19 protein-coding genes and 2 riboswitches are annotated in these 18861 nt (G+C 43.1%); of the genes, 16 read left to right on the top strand and 3 right to left on the bottom strand.

Features of this window, described 5'->3' with window-relative positions; translation table 11 throughout:
* The first annotated feature begins 83 nt into the window (after nt 1-83).
* The 4 genes from L1611_RS06655 to L1611_RS06640 all read left to right on the top strand — a co-directional run bounded on the left by L1611_RS06655 (nt 84) and on the right by L1611_RS06640 (nt 3715).
* A complete protein-coding gene (locus L1611_RS06655) occupies nt 84-821 on the top strand; it encodes a polysaccharide deacetylase family protein (protein WP_236312315.1) in 738 nt (245 codons plus the stop codon).
* The gene (locus L1611_RS06650; RefSeq protein ID WP_236312314.1) at nt 818-1408 is read left to right on the top strand and encodes a DedA family protein; all 591 of its coding nucleotides are present in this window, start codon (nt 818-820) and stop codon (nt 1406-1408) included. Before L1611_RS06655 ends, L1611_RS06650 begins: the two co-directional genes overlap by 4 nt.
* Nucleotides 1405-2535 carry an MGDG synthase family glycosyltransferase gene (locus tag L1611_RS06645; RefSeq protein ID WP_236312313.1) on the top strand — a complete coding sequence of 377 codons (1131 nt, stop codon included), beginning with the start codon at nt 1405-1407 and terminating at the stop codon, nt 2533-2535. Before L1611_RS06650 ends, L1611_RS06645 begins: the two co-directional genes overlap by 4 nt.
* A gap of 340 nt (nt 2536-2875) precedes the next feature.
* Nucleotides 2876-3715: a TIM barrel protein gene (locus tag L1611_RS06640; protein WP_236312312.1), complete on the top strand. Its 840-nt coding sequence runs from the start codon at nt 2876-2878 to the stop codon at nt 3713-3715.
* Nucleotides 3716-3816: 101 nt separating this feature from the next.
* Here L1611_RS06640 and L1611_RS06635 read toward each other — a convergent pair whose 3' ends face one another.
* Entirely contained in the window at nt 3817-5076 is a 1260-nt protein-coding gene (locus tag L1611_RS06635; protein ID WP_236312311.1) for an MDR family MFS transporter, read from the bottom strand.
* Between the two features lie 99 nt (nt 5077-5175).
* On the opposite strand from L1611_RS06635, the gene L1611_RS06630 reads away from it, so the two are divergent.
* The 10 genes from L1611_RS06630 (at nt 5176) to tatC (ending at nt 16349) form a co-directional block, all read left to right on the top strand.
* A complete protein-coding gene (locus tag L1611_RS06630) occupies nt 5176-6900 on the top strand; it encodes an SgrR family transcriptional regulator (RefSeq protein WP_236312310.1) in 1725 nt (574 codons plus the stop codon).
* A gap of 305 nt (nt 6901-7205) precedes the next feature.
* Nucleotides 7206-7317: riboswitch (SAM riboswitch) on the top strand.
* A 101-nt stretch (nt 7318-7418) separates the two neighbouring features.
* Nucleotides 7419-8501 (top strand): homoserine O-acetyltransferase MetX, encoded by a 1083-nt coding sequence (gene metX, locus L1611_RS06625; RefSeq protein WP_236312309.1) that lies wholly within the window; start codon nt 7419-7421, stop codon nt 8499-8501.
* 45 nt (nt 8502-8546) lie between these two features.
* Nucleotides 8547-9863: an O-acetylhomoserine aminocarboxypropyltransferase/cysteine synthase family protein gene (locus tag L1611_RS06620; RefSeq protein WP_236312308.1), complete on the top strand. Its 1317-nt coding sequence runs from the start codon at nt 8547-8549 to the stop codon at nt 9861-9863.
* 24 nt (nt 9864-9887) lie between these two features.
* Nucleotides 9888-10001: riboswitch (SAM riboswitch) on the top strand.
* Nucleotides 10002-10007: 6 nt separating this feature from the next.
* Nucleotides 10008-10184 carry a hypothetical protein gene (locus L1611_RS06615; RefSeq protein ID WP_236312307.1) on the top strand — a complete coding sequence of 59 codons (177 nt, stop codon included), beginning with the start codon at nt 10008-10010 and terminating at the stop codon, nt 10182-10184.
* A 51-nt stretch (nt 10185-10235) separates the two neighbouring features.
* Nucleotides 10236-11471, top strand: a complete 1236-nt coding sequence (locus tag L1611_RS06610; protein ID WP_236312306.1) for a homoserine dehydrogenase — start codon at nt 10236-10238, stop codon at nt 11469-11471.
* 243 nt (nt 11472-11714) lie between these two features.
* Nucleotides 11715-13178: an MDR family MFS transporter gene (locus L1611_RS06605; RefSeq protein WP_236312305.1), complete on the top strand. Its 1464-nt coding sequence runs from the start codon at nt 11715-11717 to the stop codon at nt 13176-13178.
* A 28-nt stretch (nt 13179-13206) separates the two neighbouring features.
* Nucleotides 13207-13392, top strand: a complete 186-nt coding sequence (locus tag L1611_RS06600; RefSeq protein WP_236312304.1) for a hypothetical protein — start codon at nt 13207-13209, stop codon at nt 13390-13392.
* A gap of 303 nt (nt 13393-13695) precedes the next feature.
* The gene (locus tag L1611_RS06595; RefSeq protein ID WP_236312845.1) at nt 13696-15315 is read left to right on the top strand and encodes a PhoX family protein; all 1620 of its coding nucleotides are present in this window, start codon (nt 13696-13698) and stop codon (nt 15313-15315) included.
* Nucleotides 15316-15333: 18 nt separating this feature from the next.
* Nucleotides 15334-15516: a twin-arginine translocase TatA/TatE family subunit gene (gene tatA / locus L1611_RS06590; protein WP_236312303.1), complete on the top strand. Its 183-nt coding sequence runs from the start codon at nt 15334-15336 to the stop codon at nt 15514-15516.
* A gap of 110 nt (nt 15517-15626) precedes the next feature.
* Nucleotides 15627-16349, top strand: coding sequence for a twin-arginine translocase subunit TatC (tatC, locus tag L1611_RS06585; RefSeq protein WP_225065721.1), 723 nt, complete (start codon nt 15627-15629; stop codon nt 16347-16349).
* Nucleotides 16350-16393: 44 nt separating this feature from the next.
* On the opposite strand, the gene L1611_RS06580 is transcribed toward tatC, so the two are convergent.
* Complete coding sequence (locus L1611_RS06580) at nt 16394-17020, bottom strand: metal-dependent hydrolase (RefSeq protein ID WP_236312302.1); 627 nt, start codon at nt 17018-17020, stop codon at nt 16394-16396.
* Between the two features lie 237 nt (nt 17021-17257).
* Here L1611_RS06580 and L1611_RS06575 point away from each other — a divergent pair, with 237 nt between their 5' ends.
* On the top strand, nt 17258-17518 hold the full coding sequence (locus tag L1611_RS06575) for a hypothetical protein (protein ID WP_236312301.1): 261 nt from the start codon (nt 17258-17260) through the stop codon (nt 17516-17518).
* A gap of 425 nt (nt 17519-17943) precedes the next feature.
* Nucleotides 17944-18111, top strand: coding sequence for a hypothetical protein (locus L1611_RS06570; RefSeq protein ID WP_236312300.1), 168 nt, complete (start codon nt 17944-17946; stop codon nt 18109-18111).
* Here L1611_RS06570 and L1611_RS06565 read toward each other — a convergent pair.
* Complete coding sequence (locus tag L1611_RS06565) at nt 18096-18260, bottom strand: aspartyl-phosphate phosphatase Spo0E family protein (protein WP_236312299.1); 165 nt, start codon at nt 18258-18260, stop codon at nt 18096-18098. The genes L1611_RS06570 and L1611_RS06565 overlap by 16 nt on opposite strands.
* Nucleotides 18261-18861 lie beyond the last annotated feature (601 nt).

Raw genomic sequence — 18861 nt, 5'->3', positions numbered from 1 at the left:
GGTAGAATAAGGAAGGTTGTGATTTCAATGAAACAAATAATTTGTTTTGGACGTTTAATAATGAAAACAAAGGTGAAAGAAACATGCAAACGGCCTTGTTAACCGTCGCCATAGGATTGATTCTTTTTCTACTGTATGGTATCCTTCCGACGGTCTTTTTACGAATGTTTACAATAGGAATGGTGAAAAAAGGTGAAAATAAGCAAACACTGGCTTTGACGTTCGACGATGGTCCCCATCCGATCTATACACCACGAGTATTGGATTTATTGAAGAAATACGATGTGAAAGCGACATTCTTTGTTGTTGCGGAAAAAGCTGTGAAGCATCATGAGCTTATCAAGCGGATGCATCAGGAAGGGCATACGGTAGGGATCCATCACTATAACCATACCAACAGCTGGTTTTTGACACCATTGGCAACAAAACGTGAGATCCATGAAAGCGCGAAAATCATCAGCAATCTCATCGGTGTAAGACCGTCTTTTTATCGCCCCCCTTATGGACGGTTCAATGTGTTCACGATGTGGTTTGCAAGAGAGTATTCGATCGTGCTTTGGTCTGCCATTTTTCAGGATTGGAAAAAGGGGCAGGATTCGATAAACTTGAATAAGCGTCTGGTAGGACGACTTTCAGATGGTCAAATCTATCTTCTCCATGATGATGGAGAGAACAGCGGGGCGGATTCAGATGCACCTGAACAAATGATCGAAGCTTTGAGAGGGTTCCTTCCGTACCTTCGATCTAACGGGTTTCGCGGCGTTTCATTAGAGGAACACTTAAATATTCACGCGACAAAAGAACAAAAGAGGTCTGTATGAATCTTGAGAATATGACAGTTGCTATTGAGAACTATGGTTATTGGATTATTTTAATAACACTTTTTTGCGGTGTTGTCGGTATTCCAGCACCAGAAGAGACATTTCTGGTATTGATTGGTATGCTTACCGCCCAGCATCACTTGCTTCTAATTTGGACAGTGATCTGTGCTTTCATGGGAAGCCTGTCTGGAATGCTTACAGCCTACATGGCCGGTCGTTATCTCGGCATTCCATTCCTTAATAAATACGGCCGATATTTAAAAATAACGTCTGAACATTGGGAGAAGGCAAGTACCCAATTCCGACGATATGGAACCTTGACCATTTTATTCGGACTGTTCATCCCGGGTGTAAGACAGCTTGCTCCATATATTGCAGGGACAAGCCGTTACCCATTTCCAGTGTATGTCGCCTATTCGATCATCGGCAGTGCGCTTTGGGCGATCAGCTATATTTTTGTCGGTTTCTATATTGGTGATCAAATCCCTATCCAATACTTTCCATGGCTTGGGGTGGCAGCACTGGTGCTCTTCATAGGAGCGATTTTCATCAAGAAAAAGAGCTTGAAAGGAGGGAGCCGAGCATGAGGAAAATATTGTTTTTACCTTTGTTCCAGATGCCGTCTGGACACCACCGGGCAGCAGATGCGCTAATTGACTCCATTCAAGGTTCAGATCAAACGATCACTTGCAAGAAGGTTGATTTTCTCAGCTATTGGAATGAGCCTTTGGAAAAAACGATCGGGAATGTGTATTTGAAATGGATCAGCTCACTCCCGAAAACATACCATTGGGTATACAAGCGCTTCATGTATGAGCCGAAGAATCCGCAGAATAACATGTCGATCGATTATGTGCAGATGCTTGGTTTCGAAACGAAAATGCTTGAGTTGTTGAAAGAAGAGAAGCCTGATCTGATTGTCTGCACACATTGTTTTCCGTCTGCCATTGTAAGCAGATTAAAACGGAAGAATCAAATCGCTGTTCCCGCAGTGAATGTGTATACGGACTTTTTTGTCAATGGCATCTGGGGAAAGGACCACATCGATCTTCATCTCGTCAATGATGAAACGATGAAAAGATTCTTGGTCGAGAAGTATGATGTAGATGAGGAACAAATTTCGATCACCGGAATCCCGACAAGTGATGAAATGGTCTCCTTAACAACTCGCTTTCCGTCGGATAAAAAGCATATTCTTGTAGCGGGAGGCAGCATCGGAATCGGGAACATCCTTCCTTATTTGAGAAGCATCAGGGAAAATGCACGTTATCGATATACTGTCTTATGCGGAAAAAACGATAAGCTGTTTAAAGAATTGGAATCCTGGAATCTCTCACATATTCAGCCGGAAGGATATATCGAGTGCAGGGAAGAGATGAACAGGCTCTATGAACAGGCTGATGCCATCATAACCAAGCCAGGTGGTATCACGATCAGTGAAGCTTTGAAAAAGCGATTGCTCATTTTCGTGCACTCCGCGTTACCAGGGCAGGAGCAATTCAACTTAAATGGTTTGAAGGAGAAGAAGCTGATCATGGAGCTTCAGAATCAACCATCTGAAAACGAAATTGCACTTATACTTGAAAACGAGTGGCGGAGGAAGCAGATCTTCAGCAGGATGGATGACTTTTTAACGTCTACAGAAAGTTCAGCTATGAATGAAATCGTCAAGTTGATGGATACTCCGGCTGTGCTCAATATGCAACCAGGTTAAATGAATTTTACGGAGCTGTCCAAATGATCATGTCAGACACCACAAGATGACATTAAGTGTCATAATCATATGGGACAGCTCTTCTTCTTAAAAGATAAAAAGGTATAAACATTTTGTTTTCGAAGAGGGAATGTCTAGCTTCACCGCCCAACCACTTTGGATCACTTCATCCTGCTGCGGCAGTCGACACATTGATTTAGTACGAAGTATTTCCCCACGCAGAACCGAACTTTGTTTGGTTCGAGCCTCCTCGTCGGACTTCCAGTGACCTTCGTGGCTGATCAGGGCGTTTACGCTTTTGTTGTAAATAGTGGTAAAACATCGGTAAGGGGAGAGGTTGTTGAAGAATCGTCTAAGTGTTTCCGGGAGTACAATCATGTCTGATCCCGCTCAATTTGAAAGGTTGTTTTGGGATGGGATAGTAAATATTGAGATTGGAGAGTTTGATGATCAATCATCGTTGGGTCGTTTCTTGAAATTATGTAAAGAAAGGAATGCGAATTTCGGTATCCATTCTCCGCTTTTCAGGAATGGGAGCAAATATGACCTGATTGAAAAAGTCCAAATGAAGCCGGAAGATGCCTGGGTGCAATTTGAAAAAGAGGCGGAAAAACTATCCAGACTCGGCGCAGAATATATCCTTGTCCATTTTCCTTACTTTAAAAGTAAAAAGGCTGAATATAAGCCAAATTCACTGATTGAAAAAGGATTGAAGAGGCTGAACACCATCCAAGAAAAGTACGGATTGCCTATCGTGTGTGAACCGAAGCTTGGTTTACATCGTTCCCCAGATGGCATCCGTTATCTGCACCAATTTCCTGAAGAGACGTGGAAACAGTATGGATTGAAACTTTGCATCGATATCGGTGATTATTTGATCGCAACCGGAAAACATGCAATGGATTATATCACAAAATGGGAGAAACATATTCATGTTGCCCATATACATAACGTTGCGTTCATGGGAGATAAATATATTTGGACACCTGTCCATCCATCCTATGAGAACAATCTTAAGCATTACGAGCTGGAACCGATTCTTCGTTACCTTGCAGGGATCGGGGGTATCAGGTTCGTTTTCGAGCATACTCCACACATGACCCCAAGTGATGCGTTCGTTGCAGAGGGTTATGAGTGGGTGAAAGGGATCATTGATGATGAGGCTTGCCGAGCGAGGTAGGTCTTTTTTGCTATTTGGCGTGATTAGCTGGAAATCGGCGTGATTCCTACAACCGGTCTATCTTAAAAGCAAAAGGACGACGAGTCGCCGTCCTTCCGTAATCAAATAGCCTTTTCAGCGGTGATTTTTCCATTTACTGAACGCATTTGGATCGCCATTTTTGTAAAAACGATGCCTAACAAAGCAAAAACGAAATAGAGGACACCCATTCCGACTCCACCGATCGCCTCCCCTATGATGATTCCAAGTGCCCCGACCATCTTTCCGATTTGGAAGACAAATCCATTGAAAGCCATATAAGCTCCACGTCGTGAATCGTCAACGATATCTGCAAGGATCGATTGACGTGTCGGAACGTACATCAATTCCCCGATCGAGAGGATGACGACAGCGAGCACAAGGGTGGTAAAGTCATTTGAGAATGCCAGGACTCCATATCCGAGCCCGAATAAGATGAATCCTGCATACATGATCGGCTGTTCACGCTTATTACGGATCCATTTTGCCACAAGCCCTGTAAATAGTACGATGATAATCGTATTTTCGACTGTCAACAGGCTGAGCAGCTTAACTCCGTCAATCGAAAAGTCCAGACCGCTTAAAAAGGAGTACGTTTTCGGAATGATCTCATCTTCCAGTCGTACAGCGATGAAATTGTCACGCTGGAACTCGATTGACAACACCGCGATCCCTCCGATTATGAACATCACAAAAGGGAGATCTGTAATGACAGTCTTATAGCTTTGTAAAATCGGCTTGATCCCGTAAGGTTTCGTTGTCGTGCTTTCTGGTGTATAGGTTTCCTGGATGAGGGTGGCTGTCATCCAAAGCGTCACCAGGGACATCAGGAATAAGGCAAGCAACAATTCGAAAAAGTGTGTTTTATACAGGAAGCCGCCGACAATTAAACCTAGCATCAAAGACATGTTCACGGCCCAGTAATTGATGGCATACATGAAGGCGCGGGTTTCTTTTGTGCTGACATCGATCAACATCGCTTCAGCAGCCGGATTTACAAGTCCTGATGCAATTCCGATGATCGCCATCATGCCAAAAGTCATCCATGGAGAGGAGTACCAGGGCGAGTTGGCGAGGATCATGCCGACAAAACCGATCACTTTCATCCATTCACCGGTCACCATCAACCTTTTACGACCTAAAATATCGGCTAAATACCCACCATACAATCCAGCGATGAACTGGATGATGACGTTTATCAATAACAATGTCCCTGCCCAGAAGGCATTGATGGCATTAGTAAAATAAATCGCCATGAAAGGAAAGATCATGGAACCGATCAGTCTGCTTAAAAAAGAAGTGTAGATACGTATTCGAATATTCGGATGTAATTCTATCAACATAGTTTTTTCACCCTTCCTTCTCTCATTTTGCAATTCCTAAAAGGGGATAAAAAGGGTATAATGCTATTAATTATGTCCCCTTTTTAGGAGGTGAGTGAGATGAAAGACCTTTCCTACTATGAACTGCGAGCGTTCCTTTATCCCAGGGAAAAAGAACGGTGTTCAACATTCAAGCTGAGCGAGCTTGAACAGATATGGTTCTGTACACAGAAAAATGTGAAAAGGAAAATGAAAAAATTCGAAGCTGAAAAGCTGTTGGCTTATGAACCTGGCAGGGGAAGAGGTAATGCTTCTGCGGTTCGGTTTTTCCTACCCTTTCAGGAGGAAATCGAAGCAGCTGTCAAAAAATGTGTTGATCAAGAACGGATGGACGATTTGATTCACCTTTTACAGCTTCCGATCCCGAAGTCGTGGGTAGCCAATATTTCTGAAGAAATATTGGCGCTTTTCGGACTGCAGTCTAAAAGTCAATCGAAGGATGTCTTACGCTCTATTTTCAGAAACGAGCTTACGAGCCTCGATCCAGCCAAAGCATCCATCACTTTTGAAAGTTATCTGATCCAGCAGTTAGGTGATAGTCTTGTAACCTATGATTTTGAAAGTGACACGATCAAACCCCACCTTGCTCATCATTGGGTTGTGGCTGACAATCATAGAAAATGGAGTTTTTATCTAAGAAAAGGAGTCCGGTTCCACCATCAGAAGATCCTGAAGAGTGAAGATGTCTTGTATACATTCAATAGGATCGAGCGGGGGTCCCCTTATTATTGGATGATCGAAGAAATCGAAAACATCGAGTGTCCGTCTCCATTCATCGTTACGTTCCGATTGTCGAGACCGAATCCGTTTTTTGCACGGTACCTATCGACCCACAATCTAGCAATCTTACCGAGTGATGTGGAATTTGATGACTCGGAATGGATCGGGACAGGTCCATTCAGGCTGAAGGAGCGATCAGAAAAGAAATTTGCCCTGGAAGCGTTCGATCACTATTTTTTGGAGCGGCCGCTTTTGGATGAAGTGGAATTCTGGAATGTACCGTATGCAGCTGCCCGACAGATTAGCTTCCATATCGAAGGAGTCCAGGAAAGTCAAGAATATCTTGAAAAAGAGGAGGTTGAAGTCGGATTCCGATTCCTGGCTTTCAACTTCAAACGAACATCTATTGTTCATCATCCTTCGTTTCGGGAGGCGATGTATCATCTCTTGGATGTGAAACAGATGTACATCGATGTTGGAAGACCCGAGCCGATCGAGGCATCCAGCTATTTTCATTGGAAATCCGAATCCCGGCAACGAGAGACTTCTGAAATTCCTCGGTTGCTTGAGGAATCTGGATATGAAGGGGAAGAATTGGCTCTCTATTCTCTAGATTATTTGCGGGCTGCAGAAGAGGCGCAATGGTTAATTGAAAAGGCTGCCCGATATGGTGTGAACATCCATCATGTTCCTTTTCGAATCAGTGATTTTTACTCACCTGAGCTAGATCAGAATGGCGATCTTCTGCTAATGGGGGAGGTTGCATCCCATGATCACCACCTTTCCTTTTTTGGGGCTTTTAAAAACGACGCTCTGTTGTTCCGCCGGTTATTAGGGAAAAAGCATTTGGAGAAGATCGATGGCTGGCTCGATTGTTTTAAAAAGGAAGAGACAGCTGAGGGACGTCAAGCATGGATTGATCAAATCGAAGATCATATCAAAGAAAACAATCTGTTCCTTTATATGAACCATCCGGTGAAAAAACGGGCCTTCCATCCGATGATCCAGGATATCCAGTTTGTTTCATTCGGAAATGTGGATCTACGGAAATTATGGATCCAGTGATTTTTCAACTTTTAAAATGTACCGAATCGCGACACTCCTGCGGGAACCAGGCGACCTACATTTAAGGTAAATGAGGAGGCTTGCGCACGGTAATCTAAAGGGATGAATTTAAAGCTTAAGGGTGCACAATTACCTTAAAAAAACAAAAATTATTTTTAATCCGATAAAATTATCTAGAAAACGGGACAGTGGCGAGTGTTAAAGGTCGGAAAAAGTCGATGGAAAAATTGAAAATAGCTGTTGACACGTTTTTTTCGTCATGCTAAGATTCGAATCAAATAATTTAAAAATTAAATTGATTTCAACTCTTATCAAGAGAGGCTGAGGGACTGGCCCGATGAAGCCCGGCAACCATCAAACTTAGGTTTGAAAGGTGCTAATTCCTGCGAAGCGTATCTGCGTTTCGGAAGATGAGAGAGACAAATGTGTGATAATTTGGCCTCTCTGTCTTTGCAGAGAGGCTTTTTGATTTTCATGAAAAACGAACGGAATTGAAATCTAACAAAGGAGGCCAGACAGTGAGGAGTCCCAATTTTTATAAGAAAGGAACGGTTCAAATTCCGAACTTCATACTGGAATCAGGGAAAAAACTTGATGAAGTCGAACTCGCATATGAAAGATGCGGACCTCGGAATGCACCCGCAATTCTTGTCTGTCATGCGTTGACAGGGAATCAAGATACAGTCGGCACCCCGGATGAACCCGGATGGTGGCGGGGATTAATCAAGGAAGGCGGATATATCGATACGAAACGTTATCAAGTCATCACCTTCAATGTACTTGGAGGCTGTAACGGTTCAACAGGTCCGGCATCAATCAATCCAGAAACAGGTGAACCTTATCGAACGGATTTCCCGTGCCTGACAGTCCGTGACCTGGTAGAAGTTCAGTTCGTAGCACTGAATATCCTCAACATCAATCATTTAAGAGCGGTAATCGGGGGATCACTCGGTGGGATGCAGGTCCTCGAATGGGGAATCATGTATCCGGATTTCGTTGACAGTATTTTCCCGGTAGCTGTCACGCCTCAGTTCAGCGATTATGCGATTGCATTCAACCATATATCAAGCCTTGCGATCCAACAAGATCCTGCCTGGCGTGAAGGAAAGCTTCCGAAACAGGGACTGAGCCTTGCGCGGATGATCGGGATGATCACTTACCGTTCAGATGTCCTGTTTGAAGAACGCTTTGAGCGGAACCATATCATATCGGAGGGACTTCCGAATTACGATATTGAATCATACTTATCCTACCAAGGCCAAAAGCTGACTGAGCGCTTTGATGCCAACAGTTATCTTAGGCTGCTTGAGGTGATGAACAGTCATGATCTTGGACGTGACCGAGGAGGGCTTGACCATGCGATCGAGCATCTGCAAGTTCCTGTATTTGCGATCAGTTTTACAAAGGATCTGCTTTACCCTCCTGAAAAATCACGTGAATTCGTGAACAGTATCCAACAGCTCGGTGGCACTGCCCAATTTTATGAAGTTGATTCCAAATTCGGACATGATGGATTCCTGGTTGAGTTCGAGAAATGGGGGCATTTTGTTCAAGATCGATTAGCAGAACTTGAAGCAGAAGAGACGAGATTGGAAGCTTAAAGGATTTAATGAATCAAAAATTATTAAAAATGAGGAGTGATTGACATGAGTGAAAAAAAACAGTATCGATTTGAAACAGTAGGTATCCATGGTGGGCTTGAACCAGATCCTGTAACGGGAGCGAGAGCACTTCCGATCTATCAATCGAATGCATACAAGTTTAATAACACGGATCATGCTGCAGACCTCTTTGGCCTGAAGGAAGAAGGCTACATCTATACGCGTATCGGCAACCCGACGGTCAATGTCGTAGAGGAACGGGTGACTGAGCTTGAAGGAGGGCTTGCCGGTTTAGCATTCTCAAGTGGAATGGCAGCAATATCCGCTGCGATCTTCAATGTAGCCGAGTCAGGTGATGAAATTGTCTCCGCTTCGACTTTATACGGCGGCACTTACAATTTATTTTCAACCACACTTCCGAAGCATGGAATCAAGACTCATTTCGTCGAATCAAAGGACCCTGAAAATTTCCGCCGTGCGATCACGCCGAAAACGAAAGCGATTTTTGCTGAGACAATCGGAAATCCAGGATTGAATGTCCTTGATATTGAAGCGGTGGCATCAATCGCCCATGAAGCAGGAATACCGCTGATCGTCGACAACACGCTAGCGACACCTTATCTGTTAAGACCGATTGAACATGGGGCTGATATCGTTGTCCATTCGGCTACTAAATGGCTCGGTGGAAACGGTACGACGATGGGAGGAATCATCGTCGATGCAGGTAAGTTCGATTGGAATTCACCGAAATTCCCTGGATTTACAGAACCGGACCACAGCTACAACGGAATCGTGTACGCTGAGGCACTGCCGGAAGCGGCATTTATCGTGAAAGCCCGCGTCCAGGTATTACGTGATACAGGCGCTGCGTTAAGTCCCTATAATGCTTTCCAGCTTGCGTTAGGATTGGAAACGCTGCACGTCCGGGTGAAGGAGCATGTGGCCAACGCCAGGAAAATTGTTGAATATCTTGAGGAACATCCTGGTGTGGATTGGGTGCTCTATCCTGAGCAAGAAAACCATCCATCAAAACAACTTGCGAATAAATACTTACCAAAAGGCGCAGGATCGGTTGTCGTTTTCGGAATCAAGGGCGGAAGGGATGCAGGTGCTGCAGTGATCAATAATGTTGGATTATGGTCACACCTCGCGAACGTCGGGGATGCGAAGAGCTTGATCATCCACCCGGCAAGTACGACCCATCAGCAGTTGAGGCCGGAAGAGCTGCCTTCCACAGGCGTCACAGAAGACTTGATCCGGTTGTCAGTCGGAATCGAGAACGTCGAGGATCTTATCGAAGACTTGGAACAAGCGATTGAAACGGCTACAGGTTTGATATCGAAGGTTGAACAAGTAAACTAACTCGTAAAAATATGAATAGATGATTTCTTATCCAGAGTGGTGGAGGGGCTGGCCTGATGAAACCCGGCAACCATCAAGTATGTAAGGAACTTGGAAAGGTGCCAATTCCAGCAGGAGAACATTCCTGATAGATAAGAAGGGCTGTTGCTGGCCCTCTTCTTATTGAAGGGGGCTATTTTCGTCGGACTTTATATAAAAAAGCAAGAGGCTGGGAGAAGCGGATATGGGAAAAAGGGAATATATGCAGTCGTTAACGGTGTCCAAAAAAATGATCGGATTTTCGTCTTAACGAAGATCAGCAGTAAGATTTTTGCGACGTAAATTGACGCAATACGAGCAATTGAAATCAGGTGTTAAACAGGAGGGAAAAGCGTGGCAACTGTAAAAGTCGGTTTACTCGGTTTCGGAACGGTCGGCAGCGGTGTCTATGAAATCATCCAAAATTATCAAGAGCGGTTAAAGTCACTTCTTGGAAAAAATGTCGAGATTGCAGGGATTCTGGTCAATGACATCACTAAGGAAAGGGGTATTTCTCCGGATATACTCGTCACGTCCCATTTTGATGAGATCCTTTCGATACCTGACCTTGATGTCGTCATCGAAGCGATCGTCGGAATCGAACCAGGGTACACATACTTAACAAAAGCCATCGATAAAGGCTGCCATATCATAACTGCGAATAAAGAACTGTTTGCGCATAAAGGAAGGGAATTGAAGCAGAAAGCGCAAGAAAAGAACGTCGAGATTTCCTATGAAGCATCTGTTGCTGGCGGGGTACCGGTCATCGGGACGCTGCACCAATTGCTTCAGGTGAATTCCGTCGTGAAGATCGAAGCGATTTTGAATGGAACCTCCAACTACATTTTAAGTGAAATACGGAATAAGCGGACTGCTTTCATTGATGCTTTGCAATCCGCACAGGCTAAAGGATATGCTGAAGCGGACCCATCTAATGATGTAGATGGCTATGATGCCTTTTATAAAATCGTCATACTTACAGAATTGTTGTTCGGACAACGGCCAGAATGGAAATGGATCGAACGGAAAGGGGTCCGGGATATCTCATTGAATCATATCAGGCTTGCTGAATCGTTCGGTTTCAGGTTGAAGCATGTTGCCTCACTTCTTTATAAAGATGGTGCTTTGAAAATTGATGTAGAACCCAAAGTAGTCTCAGAAGAACATCCATTGTATTCTGTGGAAGGTGTTGATAACGCCGTTGTCATTACAGGAGATCTTGTCGGACAGTTGAAGCTTCAGGGACCTGGGGCAGGCAAGCTCCCAACAGCCAGCGCAATCATCGAGGATCTCGTAAATGTTTTCAACTCCGTCCATCATGCCCATGTTAAAAAAGACGTGAAGCTCCTGAATGATATAGATGACCAGCTACAGACGTGGTTCGTGATCGGAAATTCCAATGATCAGCTTGATGGAGTGATCCTTTTTGAGGAATCAATTAAGGATCAAAATGAACTCATTACCGGAAGGCTTGTCAAGACGACAGGCCGAGAAATCAAAAAACTGAAGGCGAAGGACAATGCACTCACCGTGTACCCTTTCACAGGTACACCTGCACAACCAGCCAAAAAAGCCTTCGTATCAGCTTAAACAAGGAACAGTCCACATCTTCGGATGGTCGGGCTGTTTTTTATTCGCAGCAAACTCAAAATTTAACGGTGTAATGTGGATTTATTTCGGTGCAATTCCGGAATAAATCGTAGCAAACTTAAGATATATCGGTGCAAATCTGGATTTTATCGGTGATTTATAAAACAGAAAAGCTTGAAATTGTTATAGAAATAGTGGATTATGGAAAAGTGTTAAATTCTGCTAATGAGGTTGGGGGATATCGTGGAACCGAAAATTAATACGAAAATCATTCTTATCACCTTCATGATTGGTGCTTTTTTTGCTGTTTTGAACGAGACGCTTCTCAATATTGCATTGACCGAGCTAATGCATGTATTTGAGATCGAAGCGCCGACCGTCCAATGGATGGCGACGGGATTCATGCTCGTGATGGGTGTCTTGATGCCGATTTCTGCGTTGCTGATCCAATGGTTTACGACGCGGCAGATGTTCATTGGTGTGATGTCGATCTTTTTAGCGGGGACGATCATAGCTGCATGCGCCTTGAATTTTCCGATGCTGTTGACGGGGCGGATGGTCCAGGCAGTCGGAACGGGGTTATTGATCCCAGTCATCATGAATGCGTTGCTGTTGCTCTATCCGCCTGAGGTACGGGGCAAGATCATGGGCACATTCGGCCTCGTCATCATGTTTGCGCCGGCAATCGGACCGACGCTTTCAGGTGTAATCGTCGACTTTTTAGGCTGGCGCTGGTTGTTCATTTCTGTCATCCCGTTCGCACTGTTTTCGATTCTTTTCGCATTCAAATACCTGGAAAATGTCGGGGAAATTACGCGTCCTAAAGCAGATGTCCTGTCCATCATCCTTTCGACGATCGGGATTGGTGGGATCGTCTATGGCTTCAGCAGCGCAGGAGAAAGCGGGGAAGGTTTTGCTTCGGTTAAGATCCTTTTGATCATTGCGATCAGCCTTATCAGTCTGCTTTTCTTCGTTTTACGGCAATTGAAAATCGACGAGCCATTGCTGGATGTCCGGGTCTTCGCTTATAAAAATTATGCGCTGGGTGTCACGATATTCGTTGTCGTGATCATGGCGATGTTCGCCTCTGAAATTGTCATGCCGATGTATTTGCAAGGACCACTCGGATATTCAGCTAAGATTGCAGGCTTATTACTCCTGCCAGGAGCTTTACTCAATGGGTTGATGTCTCCGGTCATGGGGACCTTATTCGATAAGTTCGGTCCAAGGAAGCTGATCATTCCGGGAACGATCGTATTAGTAGGCGTGATGATCTTCTTCAGCAACATCAGTCCTGGTATTCCGATCTGGTCATTCATCCTTGCCTATATCGTGTTGATGCTCTCCATTTCAGCGATTCTGATGCCATCACAGACGAATGCGCTGAATGAATTGCCAAAGCATCTTTATCCGCATGGGACCGCAATTGCGAATACACTGCAACCGATCGGCGGGGCATTGGGGGTAGCTGTTTTTGTCAGTATCATGAGTCAAGGTCAAACAAGTTATCTGGAACGACAGACCGGCCAAATAACGCCTGAACTATTGGATAAGGCGATGACAGCCGGGGTCCACCATGCTTATTGGTTCGCGCTTACTCTTTGCATCGGGACGTTCGTAGTTGCATTGTTCGTCCGGAAAGGGATCTCTCCCGACTTTAAAACAGAAGAAAATAAAGAGGAAAAAAGACCATCTTCATTCGTGTGAAGGTGGTCTTTCATATGAAACAGAAGAAGTGAACAGATTAATCGTAGAAGTGAACAGATTAATCATGGAAGTGAACAGATTAATCGTAGAAGTGAACAGATTAATCGTAGAAGTGAACAGATTAATCATGGAAGTGAACAGATTAATAGTAGAAGTGAACAGATTAGTCATGGAAGTGAACAGATTAATCGGAGAAATGAACACATCAACCTGAGAGGGTAGTTGCATCGTCGTCACTTTCATCCTTCGTAATACTAGTAAAGTTTTCTTTAGTATTTTTTTACGTTCTAAACATTACCTGATGGATTTTTGTCCGAAAATCCTCTGAATTATAGTTTTTGATTCTTGTATTTAATGCAAAAAACAGCATATCCAGCATGGAACCAGCAAAAAAGCACCACAATTCTTCAATTTTCAACTTTTTAAAATTACTCAACACTAGCTTAACAATCTAACTCTATCATTTGATTTGTAGGATAAAGACAAAGTCAAGGAGTGGATAAGGTTGTCAAAGAAAATGGATCGAAAAAAATTCCTTACATACCTAGGTACTGGAACGGTGGCATTAGCAGCAGCTAGTACAGGATTAGATGGGATTGCAGATAGAGTGAAGGCACAGCAAGGCACTTTCCACAAACCAAATAAAAAAATACCGAAAATGGGCCCTTTAAAATTCAACCCGATCGAACCTACGAGCATGGACGATCTCGTACTGCCAAAAGGATATTCGTATAAGGTCGTAGCAGCATATGGGGACAAAATCAATGCAAAAGGTGACACTTTCGGATTCAACAATGACTATACGTTATTTTTTCCGATAGAAGGGGAAGATGAACGCGGGTTGCTATGGGTAAACCATGAATACGTTGACGATAAATTCGTGTTTGGTAAAGAGATCGAAGGTAACTATTCAAAAGCTCAGATCGAAAAAATGCTTTATAACCAGGGCGGTTCGATCATCGAAGTCGTAAATGGACCGGATGGATGGGCGATGGATACTTCCTCCCAATATGCCCGTCGTGTCACTGGATTGACACCGATCGCGCTTACTGGGCCAGCAAAAGGAGCGAATACAATCGGAGGTGCATCGAAAGTACAGGGTACATTCGCGAACTGCTCTGGTGGGGCAACGTTATGGGGTACGTTGCTGACATGTGAAGAAAACTATGAATCTACTTCAAAAGCAGCCAAACTCGATGAAACGCATTACGGCTGGGTTGTCGAAGTAGACCCGTTCGATGAAAAATTCCAGGTCCGTAAGCATACTGCTCTTGGCCGTTTCAATCATGAAAATACATGCATGGGACTCGCGAGAGACGGCCGTGTTGTCGTCTACATGGGAGATGACAAGAAGGATGCGTGCGTGTACAAGTTCATCAGCAAAGGGAAATATGATCCGAAAGCTGGTAAAAAGAACGCGAAACTTCTAGAAACAGGGACCCTTTATGTGGCTGATTTCAGTAAAGGTGCCTGGGTGCCGCTCACAATCGAAGAGGTTCAAAAAGCAGCCGGTGATGATCAGGAATCGTTGGCCAAGTTCCAATCGCAAGCAGACGTTGTCGTCAACTGTCATGACGCAGCACTCCTTGTTGGCGGTACGCCGACAGATCGACCTGAAGACGTTGAAATCAGCCCGTTTGATGGAACAGTATTCATCGCACATACGAACAATGACAATCACGGAAACATGCATGGGCATATTACCAGGTTTTTCGAAAAGAATGATGACCATGGTTCGCTTGAATTCCAGTTCTCAATCTTTGCGGCAGGCGGAATCCAGAGTGGTTTCAGTGCACCTGACAACCTGACGTTTGATGAAGATGGAAACCTTTGGACGGTAACTGATATTTCCAGCAGCAAGTTGAACAGCACGATCTGGGAGCCTTTCGGGAACAACGGCATGTTCGTCATCCCAACCCATGGTAAAAATGAAGGAGTGGCGTTCCAATTTGCTTCTGCGCCTGTCGAAGCTGAGCTAACTGGTCCATCTTTCACTCCTGACGAGAAAACATTGTTCCTATCTGTCCAGCATCCGGGTGAAGAAACCGAAGACCTTTCAAAACCTACAAGTAAATGGCCTCATCGTGCCGGCGATTCTATGCCACGACCTGGTGTCGTTGCAATCACAGGATTTTAATAGGAAGGAGAATGCATTATGCCATTCAATATCGGAATTCCAGGATTGATTTTGATTTTGATTATTGCCCTCGTTATTTTCGGTCCAGCGAAACTGCCTGAAATCGGGCGGGCATTCGGAAATACGTTGAAAGAATTCAAAAACGCAACCAAGGACCTTGTCTCTTCAGATGATACAAGCGCAAAAGAAAAGAAAAATTAATCAGCCGGGAGAAAAGAGGATTTCCTCTTTTCTTCTTCTTTATAAAGAATATAAGCCGAATTCCAAAATATTTGCGCTTGAATTAAATAAAGGTAAAAGGAGCTGAGGGGATGTCCCAAGAATTGGAGTTGGTCGATCACCTTTCCGAGTTAAGAAAACGGATTCTCATCGTCGGGGCTGGTTTTCTCGCATTTTTCATCATAGGGTTCATTTTCGTAGAACAAATCTATCAATTCCTTGTAAAGGATTTGGATACCGAACTGGCGCTTTTAGGCCCGACGGATATTCTATGGATCTATTTTAAAATCGCCGGGGTTGTCGCGATCAGTTTGACAATCCCGTTGGCCGCCTACCATACATGGCGGTTCGTCCTTCCAGCGTTAGAGGCAAAACAGCGGAAGGCTACATTGATGCTGATCCCTGCCTTGTTTTTATTGTTCATCATCGGTCTTGGATTCGGCTATTCAATTGTTTTTCCAACAGTCCTCAGCTTTCTTCAGGGACTATCCAACGAAGGTTTCCAGATGTTTTACACGACGGAAAAGTACTTTAATTTCCTTTTCCAAATGACGGTGCCTTTCGGAATCCTGTTTGAAATGCCTGTCGTGGTCCTCTTCTTAACAGCGTTAGGAATCCTTAATCCTACACGTCTGAAAAAATCAAGGAAGATCTGTTATTTCGCTTTTACCGTATTGGCTGTCGTTTTGACACCACCGGACTTCCTATCTGATATCCTAGTACTCGTCTGTTTAGTGGTCTTATTTGAAATAAGCATTACGATTTCAACTTTCGTGTACAAGAAACGCGAAAAGAAACTGAATTTGGATTATTAACAAAAACGTCAGGGACTGCTCCGCATCGAGACAGTCCCTGTTCGTTATATTTCCAATTTCGAGAATGGAAGAAAGAGTTTCACGCCTCTCTTATTGACAGGCAGGAATTTCATATCCCCAATCAAATGGCTCGCATAACCCGCAAGACTTGCTATGAAAATTCCCTCGATTCCTATTGAAGTTTCGAATTGATGAGCGATGATACCGAAGAATACAATGCCCAAAATCGAATGTGTGTAGCTTCTATGAGGGACGAAGGAAGCGACGATTATGTAGATGCCCAGCAGGAACAACCAATTTTCCTGAAGCATGAACCCGCCGATCAGCACGCCTGCCCCGGACACTGTAAGCATATGCCTTCTCGTTATGAACGAGGAAACAGCAATGATTCCGGCGCCTGTCCCCATGCCATACCACTTTTCCATACCAGCCCCTTCCACAAAGCTGTAAATGATCAATAAAATACCGATGATCTGTGCAAGTGTCTGGATGAATTTGTGCGTATTCGTTATTTTGTTGCTTAACGTCCCATCCACATCGATATCTGGAATAAGACCGGTAATCCCTCCACACGCGATTAGAATACCTGTTGTTGTGGGATCGGTTTGCAGAGCATTGGAAGTAATCAATCCTGCAACCCCGCCAACAAGCAGATGTGATGTTCCTTTCATGATGGTTCACCTATCTCTCTATTTTGATGTGTTATGGCAGTATTCATCATTTTAAAGAAAAAAGGGGAAGGAAGAAATGCTGGAGGCTGGATTTGTGTCCTTTTGCTTATTAGTCTTTAGGCAATTTGTCATATATATCTATTAAGTGGAAGGGGGTATGGAGATGGGAATGGTAGATTCAAAACTAGTACTGGTTTATACTGACAATGAAGAAGATTCCTTTGGAGAGGTGTTTTCATGTATACTATTTTGACGATTATTGTAATCCTGATAGGTGTCATTTCGCTGGCTGGTACAATAATGGTCGGGAGAAAAGTGGATAAAACTAGTAGAGAATATGAAATGGAGGCCGATCGTACTGCCGCTCAATTGAAAAGGTCCCATGAATATGAATCCCGGTCGCTGAAAGTCAATTTAAAGGTGTTGACAATGATCTATCTTGTGACCTTCATCCTCGGCATTGCAGCATTAGCTGTTTATATCCTATATTTCCGATAATATTAAAGAAGGCTGACTGAATTTAAAGTAAGCCTTTTTTGTCATTGTACTCTATAAATACTAGGGCTTCCAGTTATTTCTTTACGAGTTCTGCCCCACCATAGAGGGAAACTTTTCGAAAAGAAATATATAATGAAAGTACAGTTTTAAGGACAAGTTGGATTTAATTAAAATAAATAACAGTCAATATATTGTATCTAATGTATTCACAATTTTTAAATCAATGTTTATAATTAGGTTTATAGTATTCTGTAAAGATAGATGTAAAGACATATTGGAATCTCGTAGAATTTTTACAGAAGGGAGTAACATCTATAATCTGGATAGGTCTAAGTTCAAAAAGAGTGACATCACACTTTTAATCATAGAATTTATATTACAAGATAAGCTAATCTGCTAGCAAAAGTGAATGAGGAGGTATTCAATTGGAAACTCCTTTAAAAGCCGAAGATCATAGTGTGCTAATAAAAGAAATCAGAAAATTAATCCATGAGTTTCAGAATGATCCGAACCAATCAACGTTTGATAAAGTGATCGAACTGACTGATTATTTATGTAAATTAGAAAACAATAAGCATTATAATAGGGATTGATAGATGTTAAGAAGATGGTCTAGTTCGCGGCTGCATTGGAGGGTCTCCTTACTATTTAAACCCTTTGTTTGGGCCACCCTGATCAATTCTTCTTTCTTTCTGGATATGTCTTCCAATTCCACCTTTTCCTTGTCTTTAACATCTAACATATAATCCGCCCTCCATAAGTTACGACTATAATCATCTCTTTTTTATTATGCAAAAACTGATAATGAATTGAAACTGTTTCGAGCAAAGGTGTCAAAGTGAGACAAATGTTTATCCAAATCGTCAGTGGAATAATGGTTATTCGCCATTGTGTATTTATAATAATCTGACGTTTAGTGTATGCATCTAATGAAACATACACTCAACTTAATGGTTGTCTAGAATGGAAAAACCACTCAGTCTTTTAACTGAGTGGTTTTACGCTTGCATATCTGATTCACCCATTGGAATCGATTTTATCGTAGACGCGATATTCATCTTTTTAATATCTTCCAATAAAATCTTTCAATCAGATTGGGCTGGTCTTTGTAAACCTATCAAATATTCCAGAAGTCCAATAGTTTGTCCCAATGCGTTTATCTATTACTGAACCGTATATCCCCCAGGTTTTTGAGATACCGCAAACCCCCCTGAAATTAATATCCACCTTTCTATAGAATTTACATATTATAGTAAATGATTTGGAAGTGAACAATACTATTTTTTTGAAATAATATGTAATTTGATTCCGCAAAATTAGTATTTTCGCCGTTACAAATCTAT

The sequence above is a fragment of the Pseudalkalibacillus salsuginis genome (genome assembly GCF_021646685.1).
Taxonomy (GTDB): Bacteria; Bacillota; Bacilli; order Bacillales; family Fictibacillaceae; genus Pseudalkalibacillus; species Pseudalkalibacillus salsuginis.
This window is presented reverse-complemented; position numbering and strand designations above follow the sequence as displayed.

Coding starts and splice junctions, on each gene's coding strand:
- L1611_RS06655 (WP_236312315.1), top strand. CDS start 84: ATGCAAACGGCCTTGTTAACCGTCGCCATAGGATTGATTCTTTTTCTA.
- L1611_RS06635 (WP_236312311.1), bottom strand. CDS start 5,076: ATGTTGATAGAATTACATCCGAATATTCGAATACGTATCTACACTTCT.
- L1611_RS06645 (WP_236312313.1), top strand. CDS start 1,405: ATGAGGAAAATATTGTTTTTACCTTTGTTCCAGATGCCGTCTGGACAC.
- L1611_RS06565 (WP_236312299.1), bottom strand. CDS start 18,260: ATGTTAGATGTTAAAGACAAGGAAAAGGTGGAATTGGAAGACATATCC.
- L1611_RS06650 (WP_236312314.1), top strand. CDS start 818: ATGAATCTTGAGAATATGACAGTTGCTATTGAGAACTATGGTTATTGG.
- L1611_RS06595 (WP_236312845.1), top strand. CDS start 13,696: ATGGATCGAAAAAAATTCCTTACATACCTAGGTACTGGAACGGTGGCA.
- tatC (WP_225065721.1), top strand. CDS start 15,627: ATGTCCCAAGAATTGGAGTTGGTCGATCACCTTTCCGAGTTAAGAAAA.
- tatA (WP_236312303.1), top strand. CDS start 15,334: ATGCCATTCAATATCGGAATTCCAGGATTGATTTTGATTTTGATTATT.
- L1611_RS06580 (WP_236312302.1), bottom strand. CDS start 17,020: ATGAAAGGAACATCACATCTGCTTGTTGGCGGGGTTGCAGGATTGATT.
- L1611_RS06575 (WP_236312301.1), top strand. CDS start 17,258: ATGTATACTATTTTGACGATTATTGTAATCCTGATAGGTGTCATTTCG.
- L1611_RS06630 (WP_236312310.1), top strand. CDS start 5,176: ATGAAAGACCTTTCCTACTATGAACTGCGAGCGTTCCTTTATCCCAGG.
- L1611_RS06620 (WP_236312308.1), top strand. CDS start 8,547: ATGAGTGAAAAAAAACAGTATCGATTTGAAACAGTAGGTATCCATGGT.